The organism is Ekhidna sp. (assembly GCF_965228795.1).
Taxonomy (GTDB): Bacteria; Bacteroidota; Bacteroidia; order Cytophagales; family Cyclobacteriaceae; genus Ekhidna.
Map to the genome: position 1 here is coordinate 1,629,297 of NZ_OZ245839.1, position 18,850 is coordinate 1,648,146.

At 40.0% G+C, this 18,850-nt stretch carries 7 protein-coding genes; 6 read left to right on the top strand and 1 reads right to left on the bottom strand.

From position 1 onward, the window contains the following. The first annotated feature begins 118 nt into the window (after positions 1-118). Genes ACQK2H_RS07575 through ACQK2H_RS07585 form a run of 3 tightly spaced genes read left to right on the top strand, consistent with a single transcriptional unit; the run spans position 119 to position 2,125 of the window. Positions 119-607 carry a SixA phosphatase family protein gene (locus tag ACQK2H_RS07575; protein WP_425390830.1) on the top strand — a complete coding sequence of 163 codons (489 nt, stop codon included), beginning with the start codon at positions 119-121 and terminating at the stop codon, positions 605-607. Further along, positions 607-1,623: an agmatinase family protein gene (locus ACQK2H_RS07580; protein ID WP_425390831.1), complete on the top strand. Its 1,017-nt coding sequence runs from the start codon at positions 607-609 to the stop codon at positions 1,621-1,623. Before ACQK2H_RS07575 ends, ACQK2H_RS07580 begins: the two co-directional genes overlap by 1 nt. A gap of 55 nt (positions 1,624-1,678) precedes the next feature. Next, entirely contained in the window at positions 1,679-2,125 is a 447-nt protein-coding gene (locus tag ACQK2H_RS07585) for a hypothetical protein (RefSeq protein WP_425390832.1), read from the top strand. A 6-nt stretch (positions 2,126-2,131) separates the two neighbouring features. Here the strand turns inward: ACQK2H_RS07585 and ACQK2H_RS07590 are convergent, their stop codons facing one another. Beyond that, a complete protein-coding gene (locus ACQK2H_RS07590; RefSeq protein WP_425390833.1) occupies positions 2,132-2,704 on the bottom strand; it encodes a TlpA family protein disulfide reductase in 573 nt (190 codons plus the stop codon). A gap of 144 nt (positions 2,705-2,848) precedes the next feature. On the opposite strand from ACQK2H_RS07590, the gene ACQK2H_RS07595 reads away from it, so the two are divergent. The 3 genes from ACQK2H_RS07595 to ACQK2H_RS07605 all read left to right on the top strand — a co-directional run bounded on the left by ACQK2H_RS07595 (position 2,849) and on the right by ACQK2H_RS07605 (position 18,689). Further along, complete coding sequence (locus ACQK2H_RS07595; RefSeq protein ID WP_425390834.1) at positions 2,849-4,648, top strand: hypothetical protein; 1,800 nt, start codon at positions 2,849-2,851, stop codon at positions 4,646-4,648. After that, positions 4,638-5,048, top strand: a complete 411-nt coding sequence (locus tag ACQK2H_RS07600; RefSeq protein WP_425390835.1) for a hypothetical protein — start codon at positions 4,638-4,640, stop codon at positions 5,046-5,048. The genes ACQK2H_RS07595 and ACQK2H_RS07600 overlap by 11 nt, the downstream gene beginning before the upstream one ends. A 186-nt stretch (positions 5,049-5,234) precedes the next feature. Then, on the top strand, positions 5,235-18,689 hold the full coding sequence (locus tag ACQK2H_RS07605; protein ID WP_425390836.1) for a T9SS type A sorting domain-containing protein: 13,455 nt from the start codon (positions 5,235-5,237) through the stop codon (positions 18,687-18,689). The last annotated feature ends 161 nt before the right edge of the window (positions 18,690-18,850 follow it).

The window sequence follows — 18,850 nt, forward strand, 5'->3', positions numbered from 1 at the left end:
CGCGTAAACATAACACGACTATTTAAATCCTGTTCAACGCAAAATTGAAAAACTTACTTTTAATCATTTCCCGTCTGTGATTTGGATCAATTATATTTAAGTTAAATGAACCTAATCTATGAATAGAAAGCTCTATTTAATAAGGCACTCCTACGCTGAAGAGCCTAATGGGAAAAGAGACATTGATCGTCACCTTACGCATGAGGGACAAAGTACAGTAAGAGCATTAGGTAGACACCTTATCAATCAAAATTTCAATCCGGATATTATCTTATGTAGCTCTGCTATTAGAACACGAGAAACAGCAGTTAACTTGGTTGAGGAGCTTGAGATTAGCGAACAGATAGTCGACTATAAGGATATCATTTATAATGCTTCTGTGCGTGAACTTCTGAGCACTTTAAATGAAGTTTCTGGTGACCACAAAGAGGTTGCGATAATTGGACACAACCCAACCATCACCTTTTTTGGTGAATACCTTTCCGATGCGATTATCGGAAACATGGAGCCTGCAGGAGTTGTCACCATTAAAATTGAAAAACTAAAATGGGCTGAGGTATCTCAAGGGGCTGGTATTTTTGAAGGATATTATCATCCCAATCATTGATGTATAACCCAAGCGATGTAGGTAAGAAGGGGAGTATTTTTGGCTTACCTTACTCTTTAGAAGAGTCAGCCCTGATATTACTCCCTGTTCACTTAGATGTCACTGTGTCATATGGACACGGTACTTCCAAAGCACCGGATTTAATACTGGAAGAATCTTCTCAGTTGGACTTGTCCTTGATAAGCATTAAAAATCCGTGGAAACTAAAAATGGCAATGTTCGATCGATTGATTGTTGCCAGCCAAAATGAAATTCACAGAGGAAGGGCATTAAATATTATTAAAGCTTTAGAAGCCGGAAAAGATCCAGAAACCGACCAGCTAGATTTCGTTAATGAGTATTGTGAAAGTACGCACTTTAAAATTCAAGAAACAAGCGATTCCTTTTTAGATTTTGGAAAGACGGTAGGAGTAATTGGTGGTGACCATTCTTCACCACTTGGTCTGATCAGAGCATTAAGCAAGCGACAAGATTTTGGAATTCTTCAGATTGACGCACATATGGATTTGAGAAGTGCATACGAGGGTTTCATTTATTCACATGCGAGCATCATGTATAATGCGTTAAAAGAAACTGGTGTACAGTCCATAACTCAGGTTGGCATCAGGGATTTTTGTGAAGAGGAGATACAGTTTATTGCATCGTCTGAAAAACCAATTCATGTGTTCTACGATGAACAAATATTTAAAGATCGTCTAAATGGTCTAGCTTGGAAAGCAAAGGTTGAAGAAATTGTGGAAACACTCCCACAAGAAGTATATGTCAGCTTTGATATGGATGGGCTGGATCCTTCACTTTGTCCTAATACCGGAACGCCCGTGCCGGGAGGACTACAGTTCAACGAAGCAATGTATCTGATCGAGCAGGTTGTTCGTACAGGTAGAAAGATTATTGGATTTGATGTTTGTGAAGCGGGAGACGGTTCATGGGATGCGAATGTTGCTGCTCGTGTCATTTACCGACTGGCTGTTTTAACGGGCGTTTCTCAGGATCAATTAGAATGGATATATCCTTAATAGACCTAATACTTAGATGTAGCTCAATTAAATTCCCAACTAAAATTTTTTAACAATGCAAATAAAGATTTTATTCACCACCCTACTGATCATTATGTCCTTAGGTAGTACTGCCCAAAAACTCAAATACAAGGACATTTATCCATATTTGAAAAGCAAGAATTACGAAAAGGGGATCCCACAACTTAAGCAGTATTTGGCTGTGGGAGAAAATAGCGAAGAAGCTAGTCCAAACTTAGAAATGGGGATATGGTTGCATGAAAGATTAAAGAATATAGATGATGAAGCACAATTAACCGAGGTAGGGGATTCGGCTGTTTACTTTCTTAAAAAAGCTAAGAATCTCATCGATGAAAAGGAAGTAAAAAAGAGAGAAGAATACTATCTGGAATTCAAGCGAAGAGATTTGAGAACTGGGAAATTTGGAGTGAAAGTTTCCGATGTACATCTAGATATAGAAAACAGGATAGATGACATCAGGAAACGACAAGAGAAGGGGTGAGTCTTTCTAATTTGTCGCAAGGTCTGATAGCAATTCTTTAAAAGAATCTGTATTGTATTTAGCCATTCCATGATTTTCTATGTGTATCATCCCATTTTTATCGATGACATATGTCGTAGGTATGGAGTGAATGTCGTATGAGTCAGGCAGTGAAGAACGCAAAAAATAGACTGGAAAATCGAATTGTTTCTTTTCGATAAAATCCTTTGCTTTTTCTTCATTGTCGTCTACAGATATCATAATAAAAGAAATTTGTTGATTCTTCTCTTGGTACAATTGATGAATGTCTGGCATTTCAGCAATACACGGTGGACACCAAGTGGCCCAAAAGTTTACAAAAATCACTTCTCCTTTGAATGAACTGAATGAATTAGATTCTCCATCTAGACTTTCAAGATCAAAATCGTAATTAGCATATTTTTTCTCTTCCGGAGTATCTGGCCTAATAATACCAGTTGCCAAAATACCTTGCTGAATTTTCCCAATAATAGTCGTATGCCACCCACCTAAATAGATGATTCCAGCTACTGAGATCAGAAGAATCCATTCAATGAGTTCCTTTTTTATTTTTGACTTCATGGTTTATCAATCATGTGATAATACAGTTAAACCGAAGAAATGATTCATTTAAATGACAGATAGTCTGTCTTGCCGGATTCTGTGTTTTTTTATAAATCCACTTAGTATTTTATAACTTAGCAGAACAAAAATCTCATCATGCACATGAAGATCAGGTCAGCAGCTATAATACTTATCATTTTCTCTTTTTTCACATCACAAGCACAAAAAATCAAATACAAAGATTTATTTCCTGTGCTGGATGCAAAAAACTATCATGAGGGCATTCCAAAGCTCAAATTGTACCTTTCAGATGAAAAAAATCAGGATGAGGCCAATCCCAATCTCCAAATGGGATTGTGGTATGAGTACAGGTTTAATACCTATGATGTAGTAGATGATTCAAGCAAATTGTATGATGTGGGTGACTCTGCCATCTTATACCTGGAAACGGCCAAAAGTCTTATTGATGAGAAGGAGCTTAAGAAAAGAGATGAGTATTATCAGGCATTCTTTCGTCGGGATTTACGAACCGGAGAATTTGGGATTAAAGTCTCAGATGTTCACTTGGATATTGAAAAAAAGATCGAGGCGATACAAACGAGAACCTCAGATGTGAAAGAGATGCATCGAAGTGTGTTGAAAGTTGAAAACAATCAACAGGCAGCAATGGAGCAATACCAGTCACTTGCCAATCAATTTAATAGCTACAATAGCATGTTGATAGCCGCTGATCAAGAAGTTCAGGATAAGTTATCCTCCATTGAGGAGAACGGACGAAAGGGAGTTGAAAATGCAAATAATGTTCAGGAATTAGCAGACAAGCTAGGCTCTGACAAATACAGCGAAGAACTTGTAATGAAAAGCATTGACCAATTTGGTGTTGATGGGATGAATGCAGCCAATCTTCGATCCGGTGAAATAGAAATCTGGAATTTTGAAGAGTGGGCTAGAAACGCAAAGTCTGAAATACTTGGAGGTGTTGCACTTTTTAAAACCATGGTAAAAAACTATGCCGATGAAATCAGGGAGAAGAAAGCAAGAGTACAAAACAGCCAAGATGCAGATATTGGAGAATTCCCTGAAAATTTAGCGTCTCAGTTTGATAAATACGACCCTGAATCAACTGCAGAAAAGCTGCTTAAAGTAGAGATGTATGAGGCTAAAGTTATAAAACAGACAGACCTGCAGCTAAATCCCGCATTGATGGATTCATCTTTAATCGGGTCCCAATTAGCTATTTACGAAGCAGCCTATGATGATGTCAAAGAAATGAACCTGATTGTAGAATCCATTACTTCGGATGATTTAGCAGTAGCTAAAAAGAAATATACAGACTACATAGAAAGCTTTTTCCAGAAATATGTAACCGCTTCAAAGTATGTAACAGACATGCAAACCTGGTCACGTAGGAATAAAGAATGGATAGGTAAATCGGTTGAATTTTGGGAACAAAAAAACAGATGGGGTATAGATGCTGAGGATGAGGAGGTGAGATATCCCTTATATGTACAGGATGCTCCTGAGGGAGGATTTATGACAATGGGAGTGCCCGTTAAATCTCCCGAGGAAATTGTAGCATACGGAGCTGATTTAAATAGTGAGAAAGGTTATGTGGCAGCATTTGGTCCTGATCGCCTTTCGAAGTGGAAGGTAGAGTTTGATTTACCGGGAACAGAGGCTGTTCAATACGAAAGCGACTCTATTCCTACGATTAAAGGTTCTAGCAGCTTTTACATCTACAATACTTCTGCGGAAGAAAACAACTTTGTGGTGGTGAGCTACACGCCTTCAGGTGAGTTAAATTGGGGAACTTTGGTGACTGTTTCAAAACGTCCGGTTGATTTCAAATTCGATGATTTGACGCAGGAATTAACAATACTGCTCTACCCTGAAGAGCAATTACCTTTAGATTCTGATGAGCTAGGATATGTGGTGATAGATAGAACAGGGAATGCGAGATAAACTTCTTGTTTTATTGGCATTTATCATACTTATGGCTTGCGGAGAAGAAAATCTTCCGCCAGGGCTTTATGACTATCAGATAGAAAGACTTTTAAGCGCAGGAGAGAGTAAAGTATGGATGCAGATCGTTAACTCTGAGGATTGCGAAGATTCTTTGAGGCTTCTGGTTGAAAGAGCAAGTGATTCAATCGATATTTATCGTCTTATTCCTGGAGAGCTTTGTGATTATCAAGACACCTCATTTGTTGGCAGAGCTGAGGCATCTAACTTACCTGATGGTTTACTGTTTACTGATTCCCTCAACTTCTCTGATGGTGATTTTTGGTTGGTAGAATCAATCACATCGAAATCACTAACCTTGACCATTAATGCTGAAAGGATCAGCTACGCTGCTGAATAATATGCAGACTAAGTCTTAAGTGACTGTATTTTAAGATGTTGTACGCTGCTTGTTATGAGTAAGCGGTATTGTTTTCATCGAATAATCGAGTAAGTCTGCCTAAGTATTCCATAGAACTTTGATGCATTAGACGTTAGATAAGTAATTTCTTGTTATTTTGAATAGCCTTATTTTTCAAAATACACCATGAGATTACTAATCCCCCTCCTGTGCTTGCTGATCTATGTTCAAAGTAATGCGCAAACAACCTTTACAAGTGTCGGCTCAGGCAGTTTTGCTACTACCGGGCCATCTGTCTGGTCCCCATCACCCATAGCTAGTGATTTTACCGATGGACTAAATACGTTTATTGTAGCAGATGGAGATGTTATCACCATTGATGGAGGAGCTGCTATTACAATCAATTCAATTGAGGTTGGGCAAGGAGGAGGAACAGGGACTCTTACCATAGGAAATTCAAGTTCTGCAGCAGCATTAACACTTAATGGCTCCTTAGTAATTCAGTCATCTTCAGTATTCCAAACAAATAACAACGATGGCAATACTCACACTGTAAGCATTGCAAGTGATGTTGTAAATAATGGAGGGACTTTTGATTTAGATAATGGGACCGGGCTTGCTAACGTAACGCTTCCTAATACTTCGACTTCTGTGCTCTCTGGAAGTACGATGGTTTTTAATGATCTTACTATAAATGGTGGAGCAGGGCTAATTCTAATCGCCTCCATTGATGTGAATGGCAATTTTGTAGCCGATGCAAGCGGAACTGATATTACAACCACTTCAAATCATAATTTTGATGGGAATTTCACGCTTACCAATAACGCTACATTTACCGCGACTAATAGTACCCAGTTTTTCGATGGTGCAGGAGCACAAGCTATTGCTATCTCTGGTGGCGTTGCAAACTTCAATAATTTAACATTCGATAACAGTAATAAAACAGTAACTGGTAATCTTATTTCCGATGGTACATTTGAAATCACTGCTGATGCCATTTGGACCAATAATGGGGGAACTCATCAAATAGCCATATTTGAAGTGAAGAATGCTGCAGGTGTTGCACTTACCGGTGGATCCGTTACATTCACTGGTGGTGAGATTAGGTTTGGAGATAATGCAGCTACTGATGGTACGATAGACATGTCGGATCCAATCGGCACAACAGGTCCAACCATAACTTTCGATGGCAACTGTAGCATTGAACGAGATGACCAATTAACAGTAGAAGGAGATGTGGAAATCACTGCTGATGGATATTTAGTGATAAATGGAACAGATGCTACAATTCCTGCAGGGGAAAGCGATTCTGAGTTAAATATCATAGGTACTCGAACATTGACCATGGGGCCCGGTGCAGATTTGTTCATCAGAGGATATGATAATTTCCCAACAGGTTTTACCACCTATTCACTTGATCTTACAAGTCTGGTTCGATACGATGCGGACTTTGACCAATTAATTGTTGGAGAAAACAGTGCGAATACCACCATACCTTACGGAAGACTTTATTTAAGTCAGGATGATGCGTCAGCCCAGCGAACACGACAGCTTCTTACATCTGATGATGATTTACAGGTGAATGGCCAGTTTGACATGGTTAATGGTGTGCAGTTTTTGGTAACTCATACTGCTAATTTGGAATTTGGGGAAGATATAAGAGCAGATGATGGTAGCACGGCGGGTTCGCCTGTATTTAATGCTGCAAATGCTACTGTTACCATGGATGCCAATACGAATCAGGTCGTGGATGGTCCTGTTGCAGGCAACTATGAGGTAGATACCTGGATTATTACCAATACAGCTACTCCAACTACGACTAGGACAGTGTTTGTTGATGATAACATAGCAGTTGATATTGCATTTACTGTTGCAAACCCCAACGGCACTGCGGCGAACAGTTTGATTGTTGATTTGGATGATAATCAAATTTTTGCTGAACCCGGTGACGGGGAGACATTTACGCTGGGATCTAATTGTATAATCTATACCAGTACAGATGATACGGACGGATTTGCCGAAGCATTTGATGATGGAGGAGATGTAATTAATATTGACGCTAACAGTATTGTAAGGTTTGATCGGACTGGAAATCAAAGTATCCCGAACTTCAATGGAGGAGTATTTGGGAATATTCAGTTTGCAGGAAGCGGTAATAAGTACATTAGTAATAACCTGAATATTGATGGAGATGTAACAAGAGTGGGTGGTACTCCGGTTTTCAGACCGGGTACACTTGACTTTGGAGGTTTTGAAGTTCCAGTGGCTACCAATCATACTGTTTCCGGCAATTGGAATATGGGAACAGCATATACCGGGGACAGTGAACAGGGCACAATTACTTTTGATGGAGTCAATCAGAATATTAGTGCATCTGATTTTAATAATGTGGTTTTTTCAGGATCCGGTACTAAGACAATAACAGGTACACTGCTTATAAATGGAGACATTACAATCAATGATGCTGTTTCAGTAAATGCAGGATCAGAAGCGATAGATATAGCGGGCAATTGGACTGAAAATGGAACGGGCACATTTACACAATCAGGATCAACCACTGATTTTAATGGTGGAGGAACGCAGACCATTACTCAGAATACAGGATCAATGTTTAATGATCTGGATATTACGAATAACACAACGGTCGATATCAATTCAACTGTACAGATCGGGAGAGATTTAGATATTGCTGATGGGTCTGATTTAAACATAGAAGGTGAAACCATTCGGGTAAGCAGAGATATCAGAATAAATAATACAGCTACCATTTCTTATAGCACTGCCTCCTCAAGTATTATCATAATGGATGGTAGTAGTGAGCAGGATTTAAGAAACATCAACGCTTCTCAAAATTTCCCAACACTTCAGTTTGAAGGCGTAGGAAATAAGGAGCTTGTGAACAACATTTTGACAGTCGAAGGGGATTTGAGCATTGCGAATGAATCCACATTTCAGGGCAATGGCTTTGAGATCAATTTTGAGGGATCAAACTGGACTAATAATGGAAATTTCCAGCATAACAATAGTGTCAATTTTTTAAATAATGGAGGATCAACTTCTGTTAGTACTTCCTCATTTCATGATATTGAAATAGGAACAAATGATGGCTCTGTCACTACCACGGTCACTCTTGCTGGTAATATCACATTGAGTGGAGAAATGAATATATTCTCCAATGGTACCCTGGATGTTTCAGCTAGCAATTATGCCATCACTGTTGAGGAGGATTGGAATAATTATGGAGTATTTAATGCTAGAAATGGAACGGTCACTTTTACCGGAGGTCAATCAGATTTTAGAAGTTTTTCATTGGTAGATCCTAATTCCGGAGCACAGGCAGATAAGGCCTTTTTTAACCTAACTATAAATACGGATCCTGACTCAAGATTTGATGTAGAACAGGAAGGTGTCGTTTTAAATGATCAGATTGATGTACTGAATAATCTCACAATCACAACCGGAATTTTTCGATTAGTTGAAGATGATGGTGATGTAGATCCCGGACCCGCTCTTTTGAATGTAGGAGGAAGTCTGATTAATCAAGGCAATGGTTTCGAATTCAGGCAAGAAGATGCTCGAATAAGAATGAATGGCACTTCCGGCACTCACAACATTGATTTAGGAGGTGATCAGGTAAGAGATTTTGAAATCAACGCTTCCGGAGCAACCTACCAATTAACAGGAGATTTTTTAATGCGTGATGATACTGATAATGCATTCGAATTATCTGCCGGGACACTTCATTTAAACGGAAATATCCTCACAGTTAATCGTGGTGGACTGGATATGTCTGGAGGTACACTTGTGGTTGATGAAGGAGCTTCTTTGCTTTTGAATGACATTGCTGTAGATCCTGATTTTAATAAAACAGGCGGTACTCTTCAAATTGTGGGTATTGACGGCAGTCCTGCGACACTCAGTTCAATCGACGATGATGGATTTACGTTTACACAAACATCCGGTGACTTTCAAGCACGATATTATACAATCGCTAATACAAGTGGAGATGGAATTCGACTTGAAGGAGGTACAATAGATACAGGAGGAACAGGAAATAATTTCAGTGATGGTACTTTCACTAGTGGTGCAGGTACTTCTTACTTAACTTTGGCAAACTTAGCCATAGGGAATATTGTAGCCTCAGATGTAATCTTTAATGCAGGTCCGGCTAATAATGTAGCTGTTGATCTTGGAAACCTGCCTAGTAGTGGAGATATAGAATTTGTAGTGGCCGGAGGTTCTTTGGCAGGCCCACAAGATGAACTTGATAGTCCGGATGGGGGAGCTACCACTGGGTACATTCAGTGGAGTGAAGATCCGGGCTTTACATGGACTGGTGGGGCAGGAACAACAGCATGGAATACGGCAGGAAACTGGAATGATACCAGTGGTGATCCGGATGGAATTCCAGATGCAGATGATATTATTTACATTGAAAATGCAGCATTTGACCCGGTGATTGCAGGGGGAGAAAGTTTTACTGTAGCCCGAATTACTATACGAAACAATGGTGTTTTAACTTTTACAGGAGATGGTTCGCTTACTGTTAATGGAAACTTCACCGTGTTTTCCGGTAGTACAGTTGATATGTCTGCAAGTGCCACATCAACCTTGAACATCGGGGGAGCGTGGGCCAATGCAGGCACTTTCAATGAGGGAACAGCAACTGTTTCATTCATTGGTACTTCCGGAACCCACTCCATAACCACGTTAGGTAATGGAGATCCTTTTTATAACTTGACAATAAACGGAAATGGAGCCACATATACACTTGGATCAATACTTACAGTTGGAAATGCTTTCACCCTTTCAGATGGTACATTTGATGGCTCCAGTGGGTTTGATATTTTCATCAATAATGATTGGACAGTAAATGGAGGAACCTTTTCTCCAGGTCAGGGTAGAGTCCGTTTTAATGGTACCTCAGGTACACAAAGTATTTCAGGAGGTACCATGTGGGATGTGTTATTTGAAGGTGCTGCTGATAAAAGTATAGATGGGAACATTTCCGCAGCTGACGATTTAGTAATTGCTGGCTCCAGCGGCACAGTGCTTGGGAATGATCGCACCATTTTTGTTGGAGGCAATTGGGATTTAAATGTTTCAGGAGGTTTTGATGAGGGGACAGGAACAGTGATTTTTAATGGAACAGCCACTCAAAATCTTTTAGACAGAACGTTCGACCTGACATTTAACAATGTCATTTTCCAGAATGCAGGTGTTAAAAATTTTCTTAGGAACACCACTATAAATGGGAATCTCTCGGTGATTTCAGAAAATACATTTGTGGACTTTGAAACAGGAGTGACGGTTTCTGTAACGGGTACTTTATCCCAGACTGGCGGAGAAATGAGGATTTTTGATAGCAATTTTCCCACAGCTACCGGAGGATATAGCTTAACAGGTGGCGAAGTTGAGTTTAGAAATGATGGAGCTCAGACGCTTCCTGCGGACGTGACATTTAACGATATCGAGATTCGTGACAATGGAGGGGGTAGTACGACTGCTACACTTTTAGGAGATATTACGGTAAACGATGATTTGGTTCTTGATGATGGTGCTGTCACATTGGATGTAGCGGGGTTTACAATCACCCTCGGAGATGTAATGACAGTCGAATCGGATGAGGTACTCACATGGAACGGAGGGACGCTCATTCATACCGGTGATTTCTGGGGCATGGATGCAGATTTCAATACAACGACTAGAAGTTTTGAAAACCTAATTTTAAATGGAACCGATAGAAAGAGACCAAATTCAGATATAGCTGTAAATGGTAATCTGACCGTTGGGGAAGGAGTTGAACTTGAGCAGCTTACCTGGACTATCACTAATGATGGAGGTGATACTTACACGATGGAACAGAATGCAATCCTTGACAACCGAGTGGTGGGAGTAGCATTTCCTACTGGCTTTGCTTCCTATTCAATCGATCCGGATAGTCGTGTAGACCTGCAAGCCTCCGGGAACCAAACAATTTTTACAAATTCAGGAACCTTGGATTACGGCGAATTACGGGTGTTTACCGTTGGCACGGCTACTCTTGACGGTGACCTAATTGTTCAGGGTGATTTTGATATGAATGGTAACTCTACCCTTGCTGATGGAGGTTTTGATATTACCTTAAATGGCTCTACAATCGATATACAAGATTACACACCTACCGCAGCTACGACCATCACATTTAGTAGGTCAGGAGATCAGCTTATAATGGATAATGATGGATCCGGTCAAGATCTTGTTTTCGAGAATGCAGTATTTGGAGGAGGTGGAACAAAAACACTTACACCTAATGCAGGTGATGAGGTTACAGATATTTCCGGAACAGTTACGATTAATTCAGGGGTTATTGTAACAACAAATCGAGGATTAGAATATAGTGGTAGCTCATGGACGAATAATGGACAATTTACACTGTCAAATAATGCTAGACCTTTGGTGTTTGATGGAGGAGATGCTACCATAGATCCGGGAACCAATGATATTGCAGCGCTGACGGTATCAAATACCGGAGGAACAACGGTTACCATTCAAAATAATGGATTTGATTTGGGTACCGGAGATTTTAATATAAGTGCAAATGCAGAAATTGACTTCAGTAATCTCACTCATAATCTAGAATCCGAAAGCGTAATCAATGACGCCAGCGGATCATGGATACTAACAGGAGCAACGTTAGATTTTGATCAAAATGGAGGTCAAAATATTCCTGTCATTGATGAAGGAAACGCAAATATTACTGGTGCCCCATCTATTATACTAAGTGTTGCAGGCACTAAAACATTGACAGGATCGATCATTGTCGATGATCTAACCATCGGTGCGAATACAAACCTTGATGTTACTGCTGCTAATAATTATCAAATAACCGTAAATGGAAGCTGGGACAATAACGGAGGTGATTTCTTTGAGAGAGAAGGTACTGTCGTTTTCAATGCAGATGATACCAATGCAAAAACGATCGATCCAAACGGTGAAGATTTTGCAACAGTTGTTTTTCAGGGAACTGCTACTTCACCTGAACGGGTTTACACTTTGGAGAGTAATATGCAGGTTGAAGGAAATGACTCAGGGGCTGGGTTGACCCTGGCTGCAGCTACACTAGATTTGAATGGCAATATCCTTACGCTTGGTGACAATGATAGTGGAGATCCGGATGCTGAGTTGAATATAATAGGTGCAGATGGCACGTTAATGGTAGATGCAGGAGCAACGCTTCAATTTAATACGTTTGATGATGGTGGAGATGTAGCAGATACCGAAATAGGTGGAAATCTGGATGTCCAAAGCGGAGGGATTCTTAGCATTGTTGGTAATACCACGGATGTTGCAAATGTCACAAGATCAGATGGTGGCAATAGAATAGATATCAATATTGAAAGTGGTGGAGAGATTGCTGCGAGATACTACAATATACAATACCTAACAGATGAAGGGCTGGAAGTAGAGGATGGAGCCACTGTGAATGCTACCAACAACTTTAGTAACGGAACCTTCTCCAACCTTGAAACAGATGCCGGTGACGGTACTGGCGGAGACGATAACCCTATTGCCGGAAATAGATATTTGACAATAGAATCTGACGCAGCACTCACCATCTCAGATGTTGTTTTCAACTTTGATGGAAGTCCTACTATTGGTCAGCATTATAATGTAACTCGTTCAAATGCCGGTGGAAACCTGACCATAGACTGGAACAATACATCCGGACCTCTTGGACGGACAGGATTCAATTATGAAGAAGATGGTGCAGGTGGAAGTCCACCGGAATCTACGGGTCAGCTTACATGGGATCTTCCTTTAGATACACAATGGACCGGAGCGTTAAGCACAGATTGGAGCACTGCCGGAAATTGGGATAACGGAATACCATCAATTTCTGGAAATGATAGAGAAGCTATAATAAATCTTGGATCTCCATTTAATCCAACGATTGAGACTGGAGATGGCACAGTTAATATTAGTGCTTTGGTGATTAATGATGGTATTCTAAAAGTTATTAGCTCTGGGGTACTTGATTTAGATGGAGATCTTACCCTTGGTGATGGTACCGGTGGTGCTTTGATCATGGACAATACCTCTTCAATTAATGTGGAAGGCTCATGGACTACCTCAGCCAATGCCATATTTGATAATGGGGATGGTACGGTGACCTTTGACGCTGCTGCCGGAGCTACCGTATCAATTGCTCCGGGCGATCAAAATTTCAATAGCGTAACATTCACACATTCAACAGCCGCAGGAGATTTCAATATTGTAAATGCAACTTTTGAAATTGAGGGAGATCTGATCATCGAAAATTCAGCAAAAGTAATTCCTTCTACCAATGGATATGTTTTTTCAATCGCTGGTGACATTACAAGCACTGGTGGCGAGTTTGATACCAATGTAGATGGCGAGGTAGTTCTCAGTGGTTCGGATCAGACAATCACCGATATGTCCTTTGATGAACTTACAGCCTCAGGATCTGGTGCTAAAACAACGAGTGGTACAACGGTGATCAATGATGATCTTGATGTAGAGTCTGGTGTTATTCTTTCCGGTGGCGGAGCAATTACAATGAATGGCGATGTTTATATAAATGGCACCTTTAATGGGGTCGCTAGCCAGACATATACTTTTACTGGAGATGATTGGAATGCAGCAGCAAATAGCTACACAGGAGCTGGTACTGTAGTATTTAATCGTCTGGCAGGCACTCAATATATCAGGCAAATTACCGATGGAGATAACCCGGTAGCATTCAATAACCTTACACTTAGTGGTAATGCACAAATCCAATTGGGCAGATTAATTGGAGGAGATCAGACAGATGGTAATATTGATATCTCTGGTGACCTTGTTGTAAATAACACAATCAATATTCTGGACGTCAATGACTATCTAATAGATAATACATCTGGTACTGGAACATTTACCTTAGCTGATGGAGAAGTGATTCGGGTAGAAGGCGCCAATAACTTTCCATCAAATTTTGGTACCTATAACTTAGCTGATGGAAGTTTCACCTACTATTATGGCACGATTGATCAAACAGTAAGAGGAGGAGTTACTTATGGTAATTTTTACATGAACAATGCGACCACCAAAACCTTAGGTGGGAACATTGATATTGATGGTGATCTCTTATTCAGAAACTCCGTACTAGATGCTTCTGCAAGCAACTATTCTATAAATCTTGCCGGCAGATGGGATACAAACAATGGCAATGATGATGGCTCATTTATAGCAAGAGATGGTACGGTTACATTCGATGGTGCAGCAGATCAGGTTTTAGACATTGCAGAAACAGGTACCCAAACCTTCAATAATATTTTGGTGAACAAAACTGGTGGTAATGTAGAAGTTGCTACTAGCAATATGACTATTAGTGGAGACATTAATGTGTTCAATGGAACGTTTGACGGAAATGGACTAACTGTCACTATTGGTGGCAATATGAATGCTTCAGGTACCGGTCAGTATGCAAATAATGGGAATGGCCTATACTATTTGAATGCATCTTCAGGAACACCAACCATTGGCACAAATGAGTCTTCTATTGATGGAGATATTGAAATTAATGCTCCCGGAAGAACGTATGAACTGGTCGATGATTTTGTTACCCTGGGTAATTTCACGCTGACAGCCGGGACACTAGATGTAAATGGTCAGACACTTTCGATAGGTAATTTCGAAGATGTGGTTGATATTTTTGGAACACTCAATGTAAGTACTGCTACTAAGCCTGGTGGTACGCTTGCTTTGGGTAATGATGTGCAGTTAGTAGTAAATCCTGGAGGCACAATAAATATTGTAGGTACCAGTGGGTCTCCAGCTACAGTAACTAGCACTGGAACAACAGACTATATATTCTCTGTAACTGGTACAGGAGGAAATCCGGGCAATATAGCTGCCAGAAATTATCTCATTGAATACGTTGGAGCAGATGGTATATATATAAATGCGAATACTGTAATTGATGCTACGAATAATTTTAGTGATGGTACTTTCCAAAATGGATTTGCAGGGGGTAAATACCTACGTATAGAGAATGATCAGGATTTAACCGGGTCAAATCGTATTGAAAATGTAGTTTTTGACGACAATCCGGGTGGTGGTGCAACGAATGTATTTAAATCTACCGCAGTAACTGGTGATATAGAAATATTCAATTATTCAGGCTCATTTTCAGGAGAAGATTTCGATGAAGATCCAAACGATTTAATCACCTGGTTAGATCCACCAACAGTCACATGGACGGGCGCAGTAAGCAATGACTGGTTTACTGCCGGAAACTGGGATTCTGGTTCAGTTCCACTATCAACTCAAAATGTAATCATTCCTCAAACACTCAATGAACCAATAATAACGGATAATATCAGTGTAGCAGAAGCCGACAATTTAACACTTGAGGTAAATGCAGCTTTAATTATAGATACAGATGATGCTGATGCCGTAGACTTACAAATAGGTGGAGACCTGGTTTTTGAAGCTAGTAGTAGATTGGAGAGCATTGGGACTGATGATGATATCGAAGTAGGTGGAAGTTGGTTAAGACTATCCACTGCATTGTTTACGAAAGGAACCAGTGAGGTCACTTTCAATTCTATCGCAGGCACTGAGACTATTAGTAACTCCAATGGTTTTTATGATCTCATTATTAATGTGTCTGGAACCGCTACTATGGCTAATTCATTTACCGTGACTAATGATTTCACAGTTTCGAGTGGCACATTTAGTCTTGGTAGTTCTGATTTAACTGTAGGTGGTAATTTCTCTAACTCAAGCACTATAAACTCAGGCGCAAGGAGAATAAGTTTAATCCCAACCAATGCTACTTCACCAAAAACTTTTGATCCGGGAAGCTCAGCATATAACAGTATCACTATCGGCGCTCTTGCCGGGAATAATGTAGAATATGATTTGCAAAATGATCTCACCCTAAATAGACATTTTAATTTAGTGCTGGGGACTGTTGATCCTAATGGTAATGATTTGAATTTAGGAAATAGCAATGGTATTCAAGACAACATCACAATAGGAGGGACAATCCTTGTAGAAGCAAATGAAAGATTAGCGTTAGGCAATGATGCAGTTCTTGTGGTTTCCAGTGGTGGCGACTTGAGGTTTAATGGTTCGGATGACAATAATGTAGCTACTTTGACCAGGAGATCGGTCGGATCTTATGATTTCACAGTACAATCCGGAGGAACGTTCGAAGCTAACTTTTTCTTGATTGAGCATATGGAAGATGAAGGAATTTGGCTTCAATCCGGGGCAACATTGGCTAGTTTGGACGATGGCACATTCCAAAATGGATCAAATGCTTCTTATTACTTAAGATTAAGTAATGATCTTGGAACTGATTTAACGGCTACCAACATATCGTTTAATACAGGTCCCACTAATAATGTAAGAAGAAACGAGGGAGCAGGAAGCAACGTGATATTTGCAGATGCAAGTGGCGCATTTTCAGGACCTACATTTGAGCTGGACGATGGCGATCCATCCACCGGTGAAATAAGATGGACCTATACCAATCCGCTTAGAGTTTGGGTTGGAGGAACCAGTACTCAATGGGATCTAAATGCAAACTGGGAAGATGAATTTGGTACAAGTCCAGCGACATTTCCAACCTCATCAAATACAGTTCAAATACCTGATGTAAGTGCTGGCTCAAACAGATACCCGGTAATAGATGCTGTTTCAGGTGATGAAGCTGCTGCCAGCGTTACAATTTTTGCAAACGCTGAACTTACCATCGATGATGGACAAACTCTGACCATCGCAAATGAATTATCTAATTCGGGAACGATCACAATTCCGGGAACAACAACAGGGGTAATTAATGTAGGCGACAGTTGGACCAATAATGGGACATTTGTTCCGGGCAATTCTACTGTTACTTTCTCTGCCGGAGCAGATGTTACAGTTTCTGGAGGAGCAAGCTTTTATAATTTAACGATCGATGGTGCAGGTACTGGTGCAGGAATCGTTTTCTCAAGCTCCGCTGCTTTGGATGTTGACAATGATTTCACAATTACGGATGGAGTCTATCAGATAACAGACGCTTCACATTCCCTGACTATCGGTGGAGACTTTATTGTGGATGCAACCAATGGTTCATTTGTTGACAATGTTTCTACAGTCACCTTCGATGGTGATGCACAGGATATTGGAAGTGGAGCCGGCACCACAATATCCTTTTTTAACTTATCGCTTGCCGGCACAGGTGTAAAAATGGTTAGAGAACAGTTAGATATTAATGGAGACTTGTCTATTGGAACCGGAACCACACTAGCACTTTCTAATGAAACGGTCTTATTTGCAGGCAGCAGCTTGGATGTAGATGGTTCAGTTACTACAGGAGGAACAAGTAGCCTATCATTTGATGGGGGACAAATACAAGTAATCACAGGTAATTCTGGAAGTATTAGTCTGGATAACATCGTAATTAATAATACTGCCGCTGGCAATAATGATGTTCAATTAAATATTGACTTGAATGTAGGTGTAAATGCCAATTTTGCAGATGGAATCGTTCAATCGAGTGGTTCCAATCCATTAATTTTCACTGATAACTCTACTGTTTCATACGATGGTGTTGCTGAAAGCACACCTACCGGAATAACGACCGATGGAAATAGCTATGCTGTGGGACCGGTTGTTAAAATAGGAGATGATGATTTTGTCTTCCCAATCGGTGAGGGTTCCAGGCATGGAAGAATCGGGATTTCATCGATTAATTCTTCTTCTGCTACAGATCGGTACAGTGCTGAATACTTCTACACGCAACAAGCAAATATCTCAGATCCTAAAAACGGAAACATTATAAGAGTAAGTTCATTGGAGTATTGGGATTTAATCAACTTAAATGCCCATAGCGGTGAGCCTTTGGTTACCCTTTACTGGGATGCTGTGAGTGAAGTCACTCAGCCCTCTTCACTAACCGTAGCTCACTACAACGGAGCGTCTTGGGATGATGAAGGGAATGGAAGTACTACTGGGACTGCATCTTCAGGTACAATTACCTCAGCAAATAACTTCGACTCATTTTCACCGATCACATTAGCAACTACAGATGACGCTCAAAATCCATTGCCGGTAGAGTTAATTAGTTTCTTTGGTAAAGTGGAAGAAGGTGATGTAAGACTACAATGGACAACAGCTTCTGAACAGAACAACGCTGCTTTTGAAGTTCAGCGATCCAAAGATGGTATTAATTTTGAAGCTCTTGGATCAGTTGATGGAAATGGAACAACAAGTGAAGAATCAAACTATTCTTTCACAGATAAGGACCCATATTATGGATTAAGTTATTATCGATTAATACAAGTTGATTATGATGGAACTGAGGAGATATTACCAATCATTCAAATAAGTAACAAATTGTCTATAGACGGATTGTCTTTCGCCGTTTATCCAAATCCAACAAGTCCTGATAATCTAAACATTAGCATAATAACAGAAGACGAAAACTCTCCATTAGAAGTAAGGCTTACCAATCAACTAGGTCAGTCTTTTTACCATAAGATTTTTGATCCTTCAACTAAAATTAATCAGCGAATTGTTTCAAAAACCAAGCTGACTCCAGGGATCTATTTCTTAGTTCTAAAACAAGGAAATTATACCTCTCAAAAGAAGATTATTGTTAAATAGCAAGTCGTATTCTTAGCTTAAATTCAATTCTTTCGCTGTAGGTTTTAATGATTTTCCCTTATCATTGAGCTAAATCTAATATTGTAGATAAACTCGCCGTATCTATCTAAACCACCTTGTATAACAATTATTTTCGCCATTTGAACGAAAAGATTATCTAT